General features: G+C 63.3%; 14 protein-coding genes. 2 read left to right on the forward strand and 12 right to left on the reverse strand.

Annotated features, from left to right (window positions below; translation table 11 throughout):
• Positions 1–5: 5 nt before the first annotated feature.
• The 6 genes from VM99_06210 to VM99_06235 all read right to left on the reverse strand — a co-directional run bounded on the left by VM99_06210 (position 6) and on the right by VM99_06235 (position 7,025).
• Positions 6–857, reverse strand: a complete 852-nt coding sequence (locus VM99_06210; GenBank protein ID AKJ97670.1) for an ABC transporter permease — start codon at positions 855–857, stop codon at positions 6–8.
• A 71-nt stretch (positions 858–928) separates the two neighbouring features.
• Complete coding sequence (locus tag VM99_06215) at positions 929–1,897, reverse strand: histidine ABC transporter substrate-binding protein (protein AKJ97671.1); 969 nt, start codon at positions 1,895–1,897, stop codon at positions 929–931.
• Positions 1,898–1,967: 70 nt separating this feature from the next.
• Positions 1,968–3,434 carry a sulfonate ABC transporter substrate-binding protein gene (locus VM99_06220; GenBank protein AKJ97672.1) on the reverse strand — a complete coding sequence of 489 codons (1,467 nt, stop codon included), beginning with the start codon at positions 3,432–3,434 and terminating at the stop codon, positions 1,968–1,970.
• A gap of 148 nt (positions 3,435–3,582) precedes the next feature.
• Positions 3,583–5,271: a urocanate hydratase gene (locus VM99_06225; protein ID AKJ97673.1), complete on the reverse strand. Its 1,689-nt coding sequence runs from the start codon at positions 5,269–5,271 to the stop codon at positions 3,583–3,585.
• 438 nt (positions 5,272–5,709) lie between these two features.
• Complete coding sequence (locus VM99_06230) at positions 5,710–6,279, reverse strand: hypothetical protein (protein ID AKJ97674.1); 570 nt, start codon at positions 6,277–6,279, stop codon at positions 5,710–5,712.
• Complete coding sequence (locus VM99_06235) at positions 6,276–7,025, reverse strand: histidine utilization repressor (protein ID AKJ97675.1); 750 nt, start codon at positions 7,023–7,025, stop codon at positions 6,276–6,278. The genes VM99_06230 and VM99_06235 overlap by 4 nt, the downstream gene beginning before the upstream one ends.
• A 104-nt stretch (positions 7,026–7,129) precedes the next feature.
• On the opposite strand from VM99_06235, the gene VM99_06240 reads away from it, so the two are divergent.
• Positions 7,130–8,494, forward strand: coding sequence for an N-formimino-L-glutamate deiminase (locus VM99_06240; protein AKJ97676.1), 1,365 nt, complete (start codon positions 7,130–7,132; stop codon positions 8,492–8,494).
• A gap of 120 nt (positions 8,495–8,614) precedes the next feature.
• On the opposite strand, the gene VM99_06245 is transcribed toward VM99_06240, so the two are convergent.
• Together VM99_06245 and VM99_06250 are read right to left on the reverse strand one after the other, a co-directional pair.
• Positions 8,615–9,184: a lipocalin gene (locus VM99_06245; GenBank protein ID AKJ97677.1), complete on the reverse strand. Its 570-nt coding sequence runs from the start codon at positions 9,182–9,184 to the stop codon at positions 8,615–8,617.
• A 48-nt stretch (positions 9,185–9,232) separates the two neighbouring features.
• Positions 9,233–9,487 (reverse strand): lipoprotein, encoded by a 255-nt coding sequence (locus tag VM99_06250; GenBank protein ID AKJ97678.1) that lies wholly within the window; start codon positions 9,485–9,487, stop codon positions 9,233–9,235.
• Positions 9,488–9,782: 295 nt separating this feature from the next.
• On the opposite strand from VM99_06250, the gene VM99_06255 reads away from it, so the two are divergent.
• On the forward strand, positions 9,783–11,663 hold the full coding sequence (locus tag VM99_06255; protein ID AKJ97679.1) for a chemotaxis protein: 1,881 nt from the start codon (positions 9,783–9,785) through the stop codon (positions 11,661–11,663).
• 123 nt (positions 11,664–11,786) lie between these two features.
• Here the strand turns inward: VM99_06255 and VM99_06260 are convergent, their stop codons facing one another.
• The 4 genes from VM99_06260 to VM99_06275 form a co-directional block, all read right to left on the reverse strand.
• Positions 11,787–12,383 (reverse strand): transmembrane protein, encoded by a 597-nt coding sequence (locus VM99_06260; GenBank protein ID AKJ97680.1) that lies wholly within the window; start codon positions 12,381–12,383, stop codon positions 11,787–11,789.
• 3 nt (positions 12,384–12,386) lie between these two features.
• On the reverse strand, positions 12,387–13,397 hold the full coding sequence (locus VM99_06265) for a fructose 1,6-bisphosphatase (protein AKJ97681.1): 1,011 nt from the start codon (positions 13,395–13,397) through the stop codon (positions 12,387–12,389).
• Between the two features lie 258 nt (positions 13,398–13,655).
• Positions 13,656–15,032 carry a membrane protein gene (locus VM99_06270; GenBank protein AKJ97682.1) on the reverse strand — a complete coding sequence of 459 codons (1,377 nt, stop codon included), beginning with the start codon at positions 15,030–15,032 and terminating at the stop codon, positions 13,656–13,658.
• Positions 15,029–18,658 carry a membrane protein gene (locus VM99_06275; GenBank protein ID AKJ97683.1) on the reverse strand — a complete coding sequence of 1,210 codons (3,630 nt, stop codon included), beginning with the start codon at positions 18,656–18,658 and terminating at the stop codon, positions 15,029–15,031. Before VM99_06275 ends, VM99_06270 begins: the two co-directional genes overlap by 4 nt.
• Between the last annotated feature and the right edge of the window lie 201 nt (positions 18,659–18,859).

Below are 18,859 nucleotides of genomic sequence, written 5' to 3' on the forward strand. Positions count from 1 at the left end.
GTTGTTCATTTGCTCACCTCATGCCGAGGGCGACCATAGGCCTGGGTAATGCGGTCGATGACCACGGCGAGAATCACGATGGCGAGGCCGGCTTCCAAGCCGCGTCCGACGTTGAGGGTCTGGATGCCCACCAGCACGTCTTCGCCCAAGCCACGGGCACCGATCATCGAGGCGATGACCACCATCGACAGGGCCATCATGGTGGTCTGGTTGATCCCGGCCATGATGCTCGGCAGGGCCAGGGGCAGTTGCACGCCGAACAGCTGTTGCCAGCGGTTGGCGCCGAAGGCATTGATGGCTTCCATCACTTCGCCGTCCACCTGGCGGATGCCCAGGTCGGTCAGGCGAATCAGGGGCGGCGCGGCATAGATCACCGTGGCGAAGATCGCCGGGACCTTGCCCAGGCCGAACAACATCAGCACCGGAATCAGGTACACGAAGCTGGGCATGGTCTGCATGATGTCCAGCAACGGCATCAGCACCGAGCGCAGGCGGTTGCTGCGCGCCGAGAGGATGCCCAGCGGAATGCCGATCAACACCGAGATCAGCGTCGCGACCAGCATCAACGCGAGGGTCTGCATCAGTTTGTCCCACAGGCCCACCGCGCCCACCAGGAACAACAGGCCGACGATCACCGCCGTGGCCACGACCTTGCGCGTGGCGTGCCAGGCAATGCCACCGACGATGGCCAGCATCAACCACCACGGCGCCAGGCGCAGCAGGCCTTCGAGGTTGACGATGGCCCACAGCAACGTGTCGGAGATGTGCCGGAACACATCGCCATAGTTGGTCACCAGCGAATCGACCCAACCGTTGACCCAGTCGGCGATGGAAAAGGTAAAGCTTTCGGGAAACATAAGAGACTCTCGATCAAAGGGATGCGGTGAACGTCCCGGCCAGCCCTGTGGTTGGCCGGGAAGAATTCGACCTACAGAGCCGCGTCGATTTTCTTGGCAGCGTCTTCACTGACCCAGGCGTGCCAGACTTCAGGATGTTCCTTCAGGAAGATCTTCGCCAGTTTTGGCGACTCGATCCGCTCTTTGGCCATGCGCCCCAGGTTCTGGTTCAGGATATCGATGGGCAGGTTGACCTTTTCCAGTACCGCGACCAGGTCCGGTGCCTCGTCGTGGAACGTCTTGGACAGGCCGACCTTGATGCTCACGCTCTTGTCCACGCCCGGTTTTTCTTCCAGTTTTACCAGGTCCACCTGGCCCATCAGCGGCGTGGGCGACCAGTAGTAGAACAGGATCGGCTCGCCACGCTTGTAGCTCGACAGCACGGCGGCATCCAGCGCCGGGCCGGTACCAGGGCGGAAGTTGGTATAGGTGTTTTCCAGGCCATAGCTTTTCAGCATTTCGCTGTTGTCCAGCTCGCAGGTCCAACCGGCCGGGCAATTGTAGAAGCGGCCCTTGGACGGTTCTTCCGGGTCCTTGAACACGGCGGCGTACTGGCCCAGGTCGGCAATGTTCTTCAGGCCCGGTGCCTTGGCTTCGAGCTTGCGCTTGGCATCGCCTTCCACCACGTAGCGCGGCACGTACCAACCCTCGATGGCGCCCACCACCGGCGCCCCGACGCCGACCACCTTGCCGGCCTTCTCGGCCTTGTTCCAGACCTCGCTGCGGCCGACCCACTCTTCGGCAAACACCTGGATGTCGTTGCTGCTCAGGGCGTTTTCCATGGTGATGGAGTTACCCGGCAGGCTGTCGGTCTTGCAGCCGTAGCCTTTTTCCAACACCACTTGCAGGACGTCGGTCAGCAGCATGCCGCTTTCCCAGTTCAGGCCGGCGAACTTCACCGGTTTGCCCGACTCGCACCAACCCGCCGCTTGCGTGGCGCCGGCACTGGCCAGCAGGCCCATGGAAAGCAACGTGGTCAGCAGGGTCTTGTTCGATTTCATTGTGTGACGCTCCTAATCATTTGAGTTGGCTTACGGCAGTCAAGAGGCATCCAGCCCTGTCAACGTCCCATCAGGCCGCGTGAACGCGGCCCGCCCTGCTCGGTTGTGCGTCAACCGCGTCCTGCTCGACCGGCAGGATCAATTGATCGGGTACTGCGCTGTGCCACCGCTTGGCGAGGACGTAGTACAGCGCCGCCGGGACCACCAGGCCGATGATCCACGAGATGTCCACGCCCCCCATCGCGGCCACCAGCGGGCCGGTAAAGAACTTGGTAGAAATGAACGGCAACTGGACCAGTACACCCAAGGCATAGACGCTGATACCCAAGGCGTTCCAGCGACCGTAGCGACCGTTTGGATCAGCCAGCGCCGGCACGTCATAGCGCTCGCGCGTGATGCAGTAGTAGTCCACCAGGTTGATCGCGCTCCAAGGCGTGAAGAACGCCAGCAAGAACAGGATGAACGACTTGAAGGCACCCAGAAACGAGTGCTGGCCGAGCAACGCGATCAGGGTCGCGGCGCCGACGATGACCAGCACGAAAACCAGGCGCTGCAAGCGCGTTACGTTCAGGTGGCCACGAAAGCCGCTGATGATGGTCGCGATGCACATGAAGCTGCCGTAGGAGTTCAGCGTGGAAATGGTGACCTTGCCGAACGCGATGCTGAAGTACAGCAGCGCAGCCGTGGCGCCAGCACCGCCCAGGCCCACGATGTAGGCCACTTCGTGACCCGCGAACTGCCCGTTGGCCGAAGCGGCGGCAAACACGCCGAGGATCATCGCCACCTGCGCGCCGATGACCGAGCCGGCGCCCGCGGCGAAAAAGGTTTTCACCGAGGACGTCTTGCTCGGCAGGTAGCGCGAATAGTCGGCCACGTAGGGGCCGAAGGCGATCTGCCAGGACGCCGCGAGCGACACCGCCAGCAGGAAGCTGCTCCAGCTGAAATGACGGATTTGCAAGAGTGCACCCACGTCCACCTGGCTGATCAGGCGAGCGAACAGGTACACAAAGGCAATCACGCCAATCACGCTGGCGACACGGCCGATGAAATGGATCACCCGATAGCCCAGCACCGTGACCAGCACGATGACACTGGCGAAAATGAGGATGCCGACACTGTCGCTGACGCCAAACAACTGGCCCAGCGCCTGGCCGGACAGCACGGTTCCGGTTGCGGTGAAACCCAGGTACATCAGGCACACCAGCACGATCGGGATGGCAGCGCCATAGACGCCGAACTGCACCCGGCTGGAGATCATCTGCGGCAGGCCGAGCCTGGGACCTTGCGCGGCATGCAACGCCATGACGCCACCGCCCAGCAGTTGGCCGATCAGCAGCCCGATCAACGACCAGAACACATCACCGCCCAGCACCACCGCCAAGGCACCGGTGACAATCGCCGTGATTTGCAGGTTGGCCCCCATCCAGAGGGTGAACTGGCTCAACAATCGACCATGCCTCTCCGCTTCCGGGATGTAGTCGATCGAGCGTTTCTCGATCAACGGCTTGCTGCTTGCACCTGTGCTGCTGGTGGCCATGGTTCAACCTCTGTGGATTGTTCTGAGATCCTGTGGAGCCTGCTTCCTGTGGGAGCGAGCTTGCTCGCGATAGCGGTGTATCAGCCGATGCCGGTGTCGAATCTGATGACGCCTTCGCGAGCAAGCCCGCTCCCACAGGGAGCCTGCGTTACTTGCCGGTAATCATCGGCAGATTCAGCCCCTGCTCCTTGGCGCAATCGATCGCGATCTGGTAACCGGCGTCGGCATGACGCATCACGCCGGTGCCCGGGTCGTTGTGCAGCACGCGGGCGATCCGCGCGGCGGCTTCATCGGTGCCGTCGCAGACAATCACCATGCCCGAATGCTGGGAGAAGCCCATGCCCACGCCGCCACCGTGGTGCAGGGATACCCAGGTCGCGCCGCTGGCGGTGTTGAGCAACGCATTGAGCAGCGGCCAGTCGGAGACAGCGTCGGAGCCGTCCTGCATGGATTCGGTTTCGCGGTTGGGGCTGGACACGGAACCGGAGTCCAGGTGGTCACGGCCAATCACGATCGGCGCGGACAACTCGCCGCTGCGCACCATTTCGTTGAACGCCAGGCCCAACTTGGCGCGCTGACCCAGGCCGACCCAGCAGATACGCGCTGGCAGGCCCTGGAAGCTGATGCGCTCGCGCGCCATGTCCAGCCAGTTGTGCAGGTGGGCATCGTCGGGGATCAGTTCCTTGACCTTGGCGTCGGTCTTGTAGATGTCTTGCGGGTCACCCGACAGCGCCGCCCAACGGAACGGGCCGATGCCGCGGCAGAACAGCGGACGGATATAGGCCGGGACGAAACCGGGGAAATCGAAGGCATTCTCGACGCCTTCTTCCTGGGCCATCTGACGGATGTTGTTGCCGTAGTCGAAGGTCGGCACGCCCATTTTCTGGAAGGCCAGCATGGCTTTGACGTGGACGGCCATCGATTGCTTGGCGGCTTTCACCACGGCGGCAGGTTCGGTCTTGGCACGGGCGCGGTATTCGTCCCAGGTCCAGCCGGCCGGCAGGTAACCGTTGAGCGGGTCGTGGGCGCTGGTCTGGTCGGTGACCATGTCGGGGCGCACTCCGCGACGGACCAATTCCGGCAGGATTTCAGCCGCGTTCCCACACAGCGCAATGGAAATCGCCTTGCCTTCGGCGGTGTATTTCTCGATACGGGCCAGGGCGTCGTCGAGGTCGGTGGCCTGCTCGTCGACGTAGCGGGTCTTGAGACGGAAATCGATACTCACCTGCTGGCACTCGATGTTCAGCGAGCAGGCACCGGCCAAGGTCGCGGCCAACGGCTGCGCGCCGCCCATGCCGCCCAGGCCGGCGGTCAGGACCCAGCGGCCCTTGAGGTTGGCGTCGTAATGCTGACGACCGGCCTCGACGAAAGTTTCATAGGTGCCTTGCACGATGCCCTGGCTGCCGATGTAGATCCAGCTGCCGGCGGTCATCTGGCCGTACATGGCCAGACCCTTGGCGTCGAGTTCGTTGAAATGTTCCCAGGTGGCCCAGTGCGGCACGAGGTTGGAGTTGGCGATCAGTACGCGTGGGGCATTGCTGTGGGTCTTGAACACGCCCACTGGCTTGCCAGATTGCACCAGCAGGGTTTCGTCGTCATTCAGATGGGTGAGGCTTTCGACGATCTTGTCGTAGCACTCCCAGTTGCGTGCCGCGCGGCCGATGCCACCGTAGACCACCAGTTCCTTGGGGTTCTCGGCCACTTGCGGGTCGAGGTTGTTCATCAGCATGCGCAGCGGCGCTTCGGTCAGCCAGCTCTTGGCGGTCAGCGTGTTACCGCGAGGGGCGCGAATTTCAACGTCACGGTATTTTTCAGGTTTGCGGGTAGCGTCGGTCACAGCAAAAACTCCTCAGCGATCAATCCAGACCAGCCCGGCAGCGGGCAGCGATTTTGCGAACGTCGCGTTGAATGTCGTCACTCATACGCATACGTCTTTACTTGTATGTACAAGCATATGCAATCAAGCGGCCAACTTATCCAGGCCCTGTTCAGGAATCTTTTGAGAAATGGCTGGGAAGCGCGAATTTGAAGGGCTGCCAAGGCAGATTAAATTTTCGGCCGGGCGTTTTCAGGCGGGAAAGCAGTGGGTATTCAGGCATGGTATTGCGCCACGCTGGGGCATTCGGTAACAAGTTGGTGCACACAGAAGACACGCTTTTTGTGGCGAGGGAGCTTGCTCCCGCTGGGCTGCGCAGCAGACCCAAAAAAAACAGGGCCGCTACGCGCCCCAGCGGGAGCAAGCTCCCTCGCCACCAAAGCCCTGTCGCAAGATGTGTCAGTGAGCTGTCAGCTCAATCACGCAGCATTGGCCGTGGACAGTGACATCCACCAGCCCAGTGTTACCGCTCAGTTGCAAACAGTCGTAAAGACCCAGGCCCGCAGTGGTTTCACCCACTTTGAGCGTCAGCCCCGGGGCCGCACTGAATATCAGCAGCGTCTGCGCCTCGCTGAAAAACCGTTGCTGGCCGCCCAGCCATTGCAGCCGTGCGCGGTAACGCTGTGGCGCGTAGATCAGGTTGAAGTCGCGAATCGGCCCGCCGAGCAAGGTGCAATGCACATGGCTCTCGCCACTGAACGCAAAGGGATCCAGCGGCCGCAGTGGCCGCGTGGCCTGGCCATCGACGCTCAGCGTCATGCCGTCACCCTGCAAGACACTGATAATCCGCTCGTAACCGGCGAACGTGGAAAAACCACCGGACTCGCCAATATCGGCAATCGAGAGGCGCCAGCCGAAACCTTCCAGGCCGGTGCCGGCATCGCGGGTGATTTCCTCGGTGCTGCCACCGCCGTTCTTCCACGGCATGCGCGGATAATCCGCCGCGCGCAGGATCTTCAAGTCGCTCACTTATGAAACCGCCCTTCCAGACTGTGACGGGAACCGGGATGAATCAGCCGTGCCGCGGTCACCGGCTGACGCCCCGACCAGGTACGACGGCGGATCAACAGGCACGGCTCGCCCTTTTCGATCTGCAGCAACTTGCACTCATTCGGCTCGGCGAGAATCGCCTCGACCACGTGCTCGCCTTCAGTCAGCGGCGCGACCTGGTTCAGGTAGGCGTAGGGCGTTTGCAGGGTGAAGTCCTGCTTGAGGTATTCCGGCGCCACCAGCGCGTTGACGAAACGGTCCTCGATTTGCACGGGAATATCGTTTTCGAAATGCACGATCAACGAATGGAACACCTTCTGGCCTTCACGCATGTCCAGCGCCAGGGCCCGCTCGGAACCGGCGGCCTCTTCTTCCAGGGTGATGACCTTGCAGGTGTGGCGATGCCCACGGGAGGCGATCTCGTCGGCGATGTTGTGCACTTCGAACAAGGCAGACTGGCTCTTGGGTTCGGCCACGAACGTGCCGACGCCCTGCATGCGCACCAACAGGCCGTCGGCGGTCATCTCCCGCAAGGCCCGGTTGATGGTCATGCGGCTGAAACCCAACTGGCTGACCAGCTCGCTTTCCGACGGCACGCGGTAGTGCGGCGGCCAGTTTCCACTGTCGATCTGCTGGGTGATCATCTGTTTCACGCGGGCATACAAGGGCGCCGGGCTGTCACCCATGGTTGCGGCCAGCGGCGGTTTGGCAGGCGGAGTCGGCACGGCGGTTCCCTGTTCTGCAAATAAGAAGGCTAGCTTGCCGGAGTTTACCGGCCAGGCAAACGTCTGTATATGTATATACAAATTACGCACGATGAGGTTGAACCATGTCCGCCTTCTTTGCCGAACGCGCGCTGCTGCCTAGTGGATGGGCCAACGATGTACGCCTTGAGGTCAACGCGGCAGGCGTGCTGACCCATATCCAGGCCGATTCCCACGCAGACGGCGCCGAACGCCTGGCGGGGCCGCTGCTGCCGGGCATGCCGAACCTGCACTCCCATGCGTTCCAGCGCGCCATGGCCGGCCTGGCGGAAGTGGCGGGCAACCCCAACGACAGTTTCTGGACATGGCGCGACCTGATGTACCGGCTCGTCGGAAAAATCAGCCCCGACCAGCTCGGCATCATCGCCCGGCAGCTGTATATCGAAATGCTCAAGGCCGGCTACACCTCGGTCGCCGAATTCCATTATGTGCACCACGATACCGACGGCACGCCTTACGCCGACCCGGCGGAACTGGCCTTGCGCATCAGCCAGGCCGCCAGCGATGCCGGGATCGGCCTGACGTTGTTGCCGGTGCTCTACAGCCATTCCGGTTTCGGCGGCCAGGCGCCCAATGACGGGCAGCGGCGCTTCATCAACAGTACCGAGAACTACCTCAAACTCCAGTCACGCTTGCAGCCGATCCTGGCCGGGCAACCCACCCAGGCCCTGGGTTTGTGCTTCCACTCCCTGCGTGCGGTGACACCTGAGCAGATCCGCGACGTGCTGGCGGCGAGCGATCGCCAGTGCCCGGTGCATATCCATATCGCCGAGCAGCAGAAGGAAGTCGACGACTGCTTGAGCTGGAGCGGCGCTCGGCCATTGCAATGGCTGTACGAAAACGTCGAGGTGGACCGGCGTTGGTGCCTTGTCCATGCCACCCATGCCAACACCCACGAGGTCAGCCTCATGGCCAAGAGCCAGGCGATTGCCGGCCTGTGCCTGACCACCGAGGCCAACCTGGGCGACGGGATTTTTCCGGCCGTGGACTTCCTCGCCCAGGGCGGCCGGCTGGGCATCGGTTCCGACAGCCATGTGTCATTGAGCGTGGTGGAAGAACTGCGTTGGCTGGAATATGGCCAGCGCCTGCGGGATCAACGGCGCAACCGCTTGTATCGGACGGATCAGCCGATGGTCGGGCGGACTTTGTTCGATGCCGCGCTGGAAGGCGGCGCCGAGGCGCTGGGGCAACCGATCGGCGCCCTCGAAGTCGGCAAGCGTGCCGACTGGCTGGTGCTCGATGGCCAGGACCCGTATCTCGCCACCGCGCAGGGCGACGGGATCCTCAATCGGTGGCTGTTTGCCGGCGGGGATCGCCAGGTTCGCGATGTAATGGTGGGCGGGAAATGGGTGGTGCGCGACGGTCGTCACGCCGCCCAAGAGGACAGCGCCCAGGCGTTTACCCAGGTGTTGCGCGAGCTGTTGGGCTGACACGGATAAACATGTGGGAGCGGGCTTGCTCGCGAAGGCGGTGTATCAGTCGACATAACCGTTGACTGATACACCGCCTTCGCGAGCAAGCCCGCTCCCACATTGGCTATTCGGAAGCAGTTAATCCGACGTCTTGGCCATCTGCCGATCCGACGCTCGCCAGATCAACCGTGTCGTGTCATAGCCCTGCTGGCGCGCCTTGCTCAGCAGCTCTTCGCGCACGACGCTGTTGACGGTGGGTGTGCGGGACAGCAACCACATGTAGCGGCGGCTCGGGTCGCCGACGATGGCGGTCTTGTAGTCGTCGCTGACGTACAACACCCAATACTGCCCTTTCGCCACGCCCGGCACGATCCGCGAGAACCAGTTGTCGAATTGGACCCAGAGCTTGTCGGTCTTGCCCGGCACCTGCGGCGTGGCGGTGCCACGGGCTTCTTCCCACTGCCAGTCCGAGGTCAGGCAGCGATTGAGCACGCCCACATTGCCGTCAGGCTTGAGGGTGTAATGGGCTTCGGATTGCGCACAGTTGCGCTGGAAATACATCGGCAGGCGGGCCAACTCGTACCAGGTCCCTTGGTAACGCTTGAGGTTGACGCTGTGGACAGTCTTGGGCGCCAACGGGTCTTCGCCAGAAGTGGCACAGCCAGCCAAAACCAGGCCGGCTAAAAGTACTAACAATAACCGCATTATTTTTCTCCCGCAGGCACCTAGCGGCCGACACAGGCCACTAGCCCCGGTTTACTTCAGGCCTTGGCCGGAAAACATCAACACTTTGTCACCGGCGTACTGCACGCTGATAAAGCTTTTCTGGTCGCCCCAGGTGCAACTGGACATGCCAAGCGCGCCCGAGCAATCGGTCGGTTTCCCCAGCAACGCTTCGACTTCGGCCTTGGGCATGCCGGCTGACAGCTTCGAATAGTTTTCCTGGTTGACCTTGCTGCATGCCGTCAATACGACGCACACGAACAACAGGGCGATAGAGCGCAGTGACATGGTGTAACTCCTGGAACGGAAGGGGGTGGCTAGGGTGCCAACCAGAACCTTAGAAGAGAAAACCCTCTTCTGGTTCCCCGACAACCCTAGTATTTATTGGCCTCGGATGCGCCGTTTCGTCGGTAAATCAATCAGTTTGTGACGGTGTTGGCCATTTCGTCGGGATCGCGGCACCGAGCGCTGATCCTTGGCGCCCGCCGGCCGATAAAAAGAGCAGCGCAAAGCCCTGCGTTATGGCAAATTGCCTCCCTTCCTGACCAGCTCCTCTGCGGTAGCGCTCTTAATGACCAGAAACATGAAATTCAGCCACAAAATCCTGCTGGCTGCCGCCCTCGTGGTAGCCGTTGCATTCGCCTGTTTCATCCTGTTCAACGACTACCGTCAGCGCCAGAGCCTGAACAGCAGCACCGAAACCACCATGCAGGAACTCGGCAGCCTGACCAGTCGCAACATCCAGACCTGGGTCGAAGGACGCATCCAGTTGCTGCAATCGCTGGCCCAGCAGATCGCCATCGACGGCAACAGCGCCGCCAGCCTCAAGCGCGCCGTCGACCTGCCGGCCTACACGGGCAACTTCCAGCTCAGCTATTTCGGCGGCACCGACGGCGTGATGTTCTCGGTCCCGGCCGGCAACCGTCCCGCCGACTACGACCCTCGCGCCCGTGGCTGGTACAAGGCCGCCAACAGCGCCCAGCAGACCATCGTCACCGAACCCTACATCGCCGCCTCGTCGGGCAAGCTGGTGATCACCGTCGCCACTCCGGTGCAGCGCCAGAACCAGATGATCGGCGTGGCCGGGGCGGACATCGACCTGTCCAGCGTCAGCGCCATCATCAACTCGCTGAACTTCGGCGGCCACGGTCATGCGTTCATCGTCAGCGCCGAAGGCAAGATCCTGATCCACCCGGACAGCAAGCGTGTACTCAAGACCCTGGCCGAGGCCTACCCTAACGGTGCGCCGCAAGTCAGCCCCGGCATGAAGGAGGTCGAACTCGACGGCAAGACCCAGTTCATCTCCTTCACCCGCGTCAATGGCGTGCCGGGCGCAGACTGGTACGTGGCGCTGGTACTGGACAAGGACACCGCCCTGGCGATGCTCAGTGAGTTCCGCACCTCGGCGCTGATCGCCATGGCGATTGCCGTGGTGTTCATCATCGCCCTGCTGGGCATGCTGATCCGCGTGTTGATGCAACCGCTGCTGACCATGGGCCGCGCCATGCATGACATCGCCGAAGGCGAAGGCGACCTGACCCGGCGCCTGACCATCCACGGCCACGACGAATTCGGTGCACTGGGCGTGTCGTTCAACCGTTTCGTCGAGCGCATCCATACCTCGATCCGCGAAGTGGCGTCGGCCACCGGCCAGGTCAACGAAGTTGCCCTGCGCGTGGTCAGTGCGTCCAATTCCTCGATGTTCAACTCCGACCAGCAGGCTTCGCGCACCAGCAGCGTCGCCGCGGCCATCAACCAGCTCGGCGCCGCCGCCCAGGAAATCGCCCAGAACGCCGCGCTCGCTTCGCAGCATTCCAGCGACGCGCGCAACCTGGCTGAAGAAGGCCAGCATGTGGTGGACAAGACCATCACCGCCATGCAGCAGTTGTCCGCCAAGATCAGCGATTCGTGCGGCAACATCGAGACCCTGAACAGCAACACGGTGAACATCGGCCAGATCCTCGAGGTGATCACCAGCATTTCCCAGCAAACCAACCTGCTGGCCCTGAACGCCGCCATCGAGGCCGCCCGGGCCGGAGAAGCCGGTCGAGGCTTTGCAGTGGTGGCCGACGAAGTGCGCAACCTGGCTCACCGCACCCAGGACTCGGCGCAGCAAGTCCAGAAGATGATCGAAGAACTGCAAGTCGGCGCGCGCGAGGCGGTGCTGACCATGACCGACAGCCAGCGCCAGAGCGAAAGCAGCGTCGGCATCGCCAACCAGGCCGGCGAACGCCTGGGCAGCGTGACCCAGCGTATCGGTGAAATCGACGGCATGAACCAGTCCGTCGCCACCGCCACCGAAGAACAGACCGCGGTGGTGGAGTCGATCAACGTCGACATTTCCGAGATCAATACGCTGAACCAGGAAGGCGTGGAAAACCTGCAAGCCACGTTGCGGGCCTGCACCGACCTCGAACAGCAGGCGGCGCGGCTCAAGCAGTTGGTGGGCAGTTTCCGGATCTAGCGCTCTTGCGGGCCCTTTCGCGAGCAAGCCCGCTCCCACAGTTGACCGTGTTCCGTCAGAGGAAACGCAATCAGTTGTAGGAGCGGGCTTGCTCGCGAAGGCGGCATCCGCCTCACCGCAAAATCAGAATTTTGACCCCGGCTCTTTCAGAAACGCCACTTCCTCAGCCGTAGATTCTCTTCCCAACACCCCATTGCGATGGGGAAACCGTCCAAACCGGGCAATGATCCTCTGGTGCCGCTCGGCATAATCCAGGTTGTCTTCAAACACCGCCCGCTGCGCTTCAGGCTGTTCTCGAACCAGGTCGATAAACCGTGACACGGCTTCGTTCTGCACCGCGAGGTTTTCGCAGTGTTCGAGTACGAGATAGATGAATACGCGCTGGATCGACTTGAGTTGTCGGTCGAACCCCGCCGCCAGGCCTTGGGCTACCAGTGCTTGGGCACGCAGGTCGCCGGAAAAGCTTTTAGGGGTGTCGCGATAGATCATCCGCGGGAGTTGATCCAGTAGCAGCACCAGGGCCAGCCAACCTTCCGGGCGTTGCGCCCAGTCGACCAATCCGCCGGCCAGTGCCTGCTCGACCTGATCGCCGAAGCGCTCTTGCGCCTGGCGATCATGGCCTTTGCCAAACCACAGCTTGCCCTTGTCAGCCGCTATTTCGTCCGGTGTGTCGGCTGAACCAAACCACCAATCGAGTAACGGCTGCCAAGGCTCGGCCATGATTTACTCCTTGTGGTACGCCGTTGCGCGGGCGACTTCTTCCTTCGAACCGAGGAACACCGCTACGCGCTGGTGCAGGCCTTCAGGCTTGATGTCGAGGATCCGCTGGTGGCCGTCGGTGGAAGCGCCGCCGGCCTGCTCCACCAGGAACGACATCGGGTTGGCTTCGTACATCAGGCGCAGTTTGCCTGGCTTGGACGGCTCGCGGCTGTCGCGCGGGTACATGAACAGGCCACCGCGGGTCAGGATACGGTGGACGTCGGCGACCATCGCGGCGACCCAGCGCATGTTGTAGTTCTTTTTCAGCGGACCTTCCTCGCCAGCCAGCAATTCGCTGACGTAGCGTTGCACCGGGGCTTCCCAGTGGCGCTGGTTGGACATGTTGATAGCGAATTCCTGGGTGGATTCAGGAATGGTGATGTCTTCGTGGGTCAGTACGAAGCTGCCCATTTCGCGATCCAGGGTGAAACCCTTGACGCCGTCGCCCAGGGTCAGCACCAGCATGGTCTGCGGCCCGTAGATGGCATAGCCGGCAGCGACCTGCTGGGTGCCGGGTTGCAGGAACGCCTTTTCATTCAGGGCTTCGTTCTGGCTCAGGTATTCGTTCGGGCAACGCAGTACCGAGAAGATGGTGCCGACCGGCGCGTTGATGTCGATGTTGGAGGAACCGTCCAGTGGGTCGAACACCAGCAGGTAGGCACCCTTGGGGTATTTGCCCGGGATCTGGTAGGCGTTGTCCATTTCCTCGGACGCCATGCCGGCCAGGTGACCGCCCCATTCGTTGGCTTCGAGCAGGATCTCGTTGGAGAGCACGTCGAGCTTCTTCTGCACTTCACCCTGCACGTTTTCGGTGCCCATGCTGCCCAGGACACCACCCAGGGCGCCTTTGGAGACGGCGTGGCTGATCTCCTTGCACGCACGCGCCACCACTTCGATCAAAAAGCGCAGATCGGCAGGGGTATTGTTGCTGCGGGTCTGCTCAATCAAATAGCGACTCAAGGTAACGCGGGACATGGACGGCTCCGAAGAATAGGGGGCGGAAAAACCAGCGCAGTTTAGCGCGAGTCGGGACTTAATTCCTCCTATGAGACGGGATAAGGAGGATTGAGTTCACAGGGTGACGATGGCTTGCAGATCGCCTGCCTGCCGGGGCGAGCACCTTCGCGAGCAAGCCCGCTCCCACAGGCGACCCAATTGTCCTGTCGAACAGGGCCAAATGTGGGGCGGGCTCGCTCGCGAATCAGGCGACTCGGTGCTCAGTCATGCCCATCTTCAGGACTTGACCGGCGGCTTGCGCAGCAAGCTGAACGCCATCGCCCCGAGGAACAACACACTGAGCAGCAACACCGCCCACAAGCCGATTTTCTTCCAGGAGGGGTCGACTGGCGCAGGCGCGGCGGCCGGTGCGGCCACCGTGGTGGAGGTGGTCACTGCGCTCATGGTCGCCGAACCCAGGGCGGCCAAGCGCGCGGGGCGATAATCCGGCACCAGGGTGGTCAGCGGCAGGCTCGCGGCCTTCACCGTCGCACTGCCCAGAGCCAGGCTGTAGGGCCCCTCGCCACGCGCCAGGAACACCACCTGGGTCGGGCGCACGGCAAAACGCAGGGCCGGCGCTTCGGTGCCGAGGCCTCCGCCCCGCTCGTCCACCGTCAGCTTCAATTGCTGCACGGTCTGGCCAGAGAACTGCAACTGGTTCTGCTGCACATCCTGGCCGTTCTGGGTCAGGCGATACAGCAGGCCACTGCCCATCGGTTGCCACGGCTGGCTGCTTTCACGCCGCCCCGCCAGGGTCACCGGCGCCAGGCTGTTGGCCTGGCTCAGCTCGACCTGCACCTCCTCGATCTCCAACCCCATGGGCAGTTGCCAGGTGTATTCACCGGCCTTGAGGGTGGTGCCGGCCAAAGGCTGCGACCAGACCAATGGCAACGGCAGGCTCTCGTGGCGGGTGCTCTGCAACTGGGCCGACGTCAGCACCGGTGCGGAGGACGGTGAATCCCACAACAGGCGCAGGTAACGCGCCGGTTGCCCCGGCAGGTTGACCTCATGCTGTTCGACCCGCTCATCGGCAAAGGTCAGGCGCGCCACCTGGCCATCACCCCAGGACTGCCAGTGCTGCAAGTCGTCGCTGGCCTCGATGGTGAAGCGCTGGAAACCGTCGCGCTCGCTGGTCCAGTCGAGGATCAACTGCTGCAACGGTGCCTTGATCGCACTGGCGTCCAACAGCCAGCCACGCAGTTCTTCCTCACCGGCTTCAAGGCGGCTGGATGGCTGGACTTCTACCAGCGTGCCATTGGCATTCGATTGCACCCGCACGCTGGGGGCGCGCTCGTTGTCATCGGCGGCGTTGTACAGGGGGAACCACTTTACGTCGGTGAGGGTGCGGTTTTCCCGGCTTTGGGCCGACTCGCGCACCAAGGCATAAGCCTGGGGCTGCCCGGCGGCGTTGAACACCCGCAAGTCGCTCAAGTCGGCCTGCCGCGCCTGCAGTTGCACGTCCAAGGGCAATGACAGGCGATACCACGGCCCCTCACCGCTCAAGGCCAAGGGCACCTGGTGGGCAAAATCCGCCGGTTGCTCCTGGGCGGTGGCCGACAAGGCCACCCACAACCCCACCACACCCAGCCCGATCCGATTCAACGTGCGACTCAAGATGACACTCCCTCACTGACAGGTATTGGCGGTTCGGTCGATTCGACCGCTTCCGAGCGTTTGGGTGGCAGCGGCGCGAAGTAGCCGACCACCAACAGCAACACGCCCACACCGATGAACGACACGATCCGCGCCAGACCGCCGCGGTTACTCAACTCGACAAAGAACAACTTGGCGACCACCACCGCGATCAACGCCGCGCCGACCAGCCAGACCTCGCGACGATGCCGCAGGTGCCCGCCGATCATCAGACCCAGGGCAATCAGAGTCCAGACGATGGACAGCCCGGCCTGCACGAACATGGAGTCGAGCAGGGCGTCCAGTTCGAACGGCACGCCGATCCAGTGGTGAGCGCTGCGCATCACCACGGCGGTGAAGAACGCGAACAGCGACAGCCCGGCGAGCAACTGGGCGACATGCTCGGCATGGGCCCAACGAAGCGTCAATTGCGCCACCGCGCTGCGCGCCCACACGTAGACCCCGAACAAGGCAAACAGCAGGCCCAGTTCCAGCGGATTGAGCAGCGGCACATAAGGCAAGGGCTGCGCCGTACCATCGCTGAAGGTGTTCGCCAGCCAGAACCAACCGAGCATCAACAGTGCCAGGGGCGCCGCCGCGTAGAGACGATATTCACGGGGCTGGGCCGCCACCGGCCATGGCCAGGCCCGCGGCGAGGCCATCAGCACCAGATACAGGCTCGGCAGGATCGCCCAGCCCAGCCAGCGCCACGCGTTGTACGCTTCGGAGAGCAACAGCAGGCCGTAGCGCAACTCCAGCGCCAGCACGCCGATCAGCAACCAGGCGCCGAGCACATGGGCGGTGCTGCGAACCTGGGCTGGCAGCGTCGGCGCCAGGCGCTTGAGAGACAGGAAATGCACGGCGAACACCGCCAGCCAGGCCAGCCAGCCAAACTCCGCGGCAGGGTGATAGCGGTTGTGCCAGCTCGCCACCAGCACACAGCCCGCCGCCGGAACCAGCAAAGTGCAGAGCACGCCCAGCGCCGGCCACTTCAAGCGCAGCGACAACAAGGCCCACACCGCGACACTGGCAGCCGCGACCACCAGCAGCAGGTTGCCCGACAGGTGCGCCGGGGCGAACCGCAGCACTTCGCTGACCCAAGCCAACGCCCACCAACCGGCGCCCCAGACCAGCAGCAGCTCGGACAAACGCCGCAGGCTCAAGGCCTCGAACACCGTCGCCGCTTGCCCTCGCTGCAAGCGCCAGGCGCCGACCAGCGCCGCCAACCCTAATACCAGCGGCGTCCAGAACCCGCCATGGGCCAGGGGACGCAGGCCCTCGGCGTCGAGCGGCCCGAGCAATGCCGGCCCCGCCGTGAGAAACGCCGCGCCACCGAGCAATTGCAACAACAGGCCGAAGACAAAGCTGGCGCGCTGCTTCAGGTACAGGCTCAGCCAGATGATCAACAGGCCGCTGGCGGCCCACACACCGCTCGCCGTTTGCCACGGCAGGACGAACAGCACGGCGAGGTTGATCAACACCAACCCTGCCAACAACACCACCGACAACCCACGCAGCAGGCGTACATCGTTGCGCACCATGTCGTCACGCGCCGCCAGCAACATGCCGCCAATCAAGGCCAGGCCGATCAGCGAGGCGCTGAGCAAACCACTCCAGCCGGCACTGAACACCGCCGTTGAATCACCCTCGGCGCCTTGCAGGCGCATCAGGAACAGCGCACCGCCCAGCAGTTGCACGGCAAACGCGGTGAACAGGAAGCTGCGCGAGTGCAGGCGCAAGCCCACGAACAACGTTGCCAGCCCCGCCAGGGCCCAGGCGATGGCCGTGCCGTGGGCAAAGAAAAACAGCGGCGCTAACAGATAAAGGAAAGCCAGCCCCAAAACGGCCAGCACCGGCAAGCCTTGACGCTCCCAGGGCGAGGCCTGCTGTGGTTCGGCCTGGCGCAATTGGTAGAAGGTAAACAGCAAGGCAGCGCCCAACATCAGGGCGCCCAACGGCGCGCCGTCGAGCAGGCTGCTTGTGCCGCCGCGCAGTTCGCTGACGAACGCCAGCGCCGCGCCCAGTTGCAACAACAGGGCGAAGGCACGGGCGACGGGTCGTTGCTGACGCAGGCCCAACCAGAAGATCCCCGCGCCCTCCACCGCCCAGGCCGCCGATGTCCAACGGGCATCGAGGCCCAGGGGAATGGCCAGGCTGGCAAAGATCACCCCCAGGGCCAGACACGTCTCGGCCAGCAACAAGGCACGGCCGCCCATCAGGACACGCGCCAGGCTCATGTAGATCATGCCCAGGGCCAGGGCACTGAAAGCAGCGGCGAACTCCAGGTGCTGGACCAGCACGAATTGCAGGCCGAAGCCCACCAGCGGCGGCCCGAACAGCATCGTCCCATCGACGTAATCGCCCTTGTGCGCCGACCAGCGCAGCAAGGCTTCACGGCTGCCGTCCGCGGGGGCGTCGCTCATCTCCAGGAGTTTGCGCCGGGTGAACAGCAAGCCGATCGCCAGGTACATGAGGAAGAAGACAACCAGGAACGGCTCGGTGCTCAAGAGCAGTTCCGGTGTATAGGAGCGCAGCCCCCAGGCGATGCCGATGCCGAACGTGCCGACAAAACCGATCAGGTTGAGCAGGCGCCAGGCCTTGAACCAGGCGATCGCCAGGATGCCGGCATTGAGCAGGATGAAATAACTGAACAGTGCGACGTGATTGCCACTGCCGGTAGATGTCAGGATCGGTGCGGCAAACCCGCCCAGCGCGGCGGCGGCCGCCAGGCCCAAGGCGTTCTGGGTCACCGCCAGGATCGCCGAGAACACCGTGACCGCCACCAACAGGCCCAGGGCCGCCTTGGCGTCGAGCAGCGGGTGCAAGCGCATGGCGGCGAACACCGTGAGGTAGAGCACCGCGATCCCGGTGCCTTGCAGCATCAACGCATAGCCATTGTTGCGTTGGCGCAACCACCAGCCCAGGCCCAGCAGGCCCAGGGCACTGGCGGCAACGCCGGCATACCGCAGCTCGATGGGCACCACCATGCCTTCGGTGGCATAGCGCAGCAGGAACGCCAGGCCGAGGAACAACAGCACCACGCCAACCCGCAGCACCGTGTTGCCGCCGAACAGCCAGTTGCGCGCGCCCGCCAAGGCCCGCTCGATGAGGTTCGGCCCACGGGGCGCCGCCGGTTGCGCGATGACCGGCTCCACGGGCTCGGACGCCACTGGGCGGTCTTGCCGCCGACTGACGGGCGCAGGCGTCCAGACATCGTCGGGCAACGGCTGGCTGGCCTCGGCAGCCATCGCGGGAGCGGAAATGGGTTCGAGATCAGCAGGCAGTTCCCAGACCAGCTCCGGTTCGGCCTTAACCTCGGGCTCCGGCACCCGGGCCACGATGATTTCCCGCGCCGGCGCCGCGGCCGGTTCGCTCGGCACCGGGGCGCGATTGTGCTCGAACAGGGCCAGGCGCTGCTCCAGCGTGTCGAGGGCCTGCTGGGTCTTGCGCAGCAGGTTCTGCTGTTCGGCCGCCTGGGCTGCCAGGCGGCTCAGGCGAAACCCCTGAGCAATGCCGAGCCCCAGCAGCGCGCCTATCAGCGCGTCGGCGAACGACTCATCCACCACCCAGCCAAGTGCCAGGCCTAACAGCGTCAAGATCCATTGCATGGTCGATATCCCTAAGCGGCCCGTTGCGGGCATAACCGGGGCGATGCGGTGCCTGGCTCAGTCCAGTGAAAACCACACCATCTCATGTGGGAGCGGGCTTGCTCGCGAGGGGGGTGTGTCAGGCAATGACGATGTTGCCTGGCATACCGCCTTCGCGAGCAAGCCCGCTCCCACATTGGATGGGTGACAATGCAATAGATG

It is taken from the genome of Pseudomonas chlororaphis, from assembly GCA_001023535.1.
Classification (GTDB): domain Bacteria; phylum Pseudomonadota; class Gammaproteobacteria; order Pseudomonadales; family Pseudomonadaceae; genus Aquipseudomonas; species Aquipseudomonas chlororaphis_E.

Excerpts from the sequence above, each read along its gene's own strand:
- VM99_06220 (AKJ97672.1), bottom strand. The coding sequence starts at position 3,434 with ATGGCCACCAGCAGCACAGGTGCAAGCAGCAAGCCGTTGATCGAGAAA.
- VM99_06250 (AKJ97678.1), bottom strand. The coding sequence starts at position 9,487 with ATGTCACTGCGCTCTATCGCCCTGTTGTTCGTGTGCGTCGTATTGACG.
- VM99_06210 (AKJ97670.1), bottom strand. The coding sequence starts at position 857 with ATGTTTCCCGAAAGCTTTACCTTTTCCATCGCCGACTGGGTCAACGGT.
- VM99_06260 (AKJ97680.1), bottom strand. The coding sequence starts at position 12,383 with ATGGCCGAGCCTTGGCAGCCGTTACTCGATTGGTGGTTTGGTTCAGCC.
- VM99_06265 (AKJ97681.1), bottom strand. The coding sequence starts at position 13,397 with ATGTCCCGCGTTACCTTGAGTCGCTATTTGATTGAGCAGACCCGCAGC.
- VM99_06240 (AKJ97676.1), top strand. The coding sequence starts at position 7,130 with ATGTCCGCCTTCTTTGCCGAACGCGCGCTGCTGCCTAGTGGATGGGCC.
- VM99_06275 (AKJ97683.1), bottom strand. The coding sequence starts at position 18,658 with ATGCAATGGATCTTGACGCTGTTAGGCCTGGCACTTGGCTGGGTGGTG.
- VM99_06255 (AKJ97679.1), top strand. The coding sequence starts at position 9,783 with ATGAAATTCAGCCACAAAATCCTGCTGGCTGCCGCCCTCGTGGTAGCC.
- VM99_06215 (AKJ97671.1), bottom strand. The coding sequence starts at position 1,897 with ATGAAATCGAACAAGACCCTGCTGACCACGTTGCTTTCCATGGGCCTG.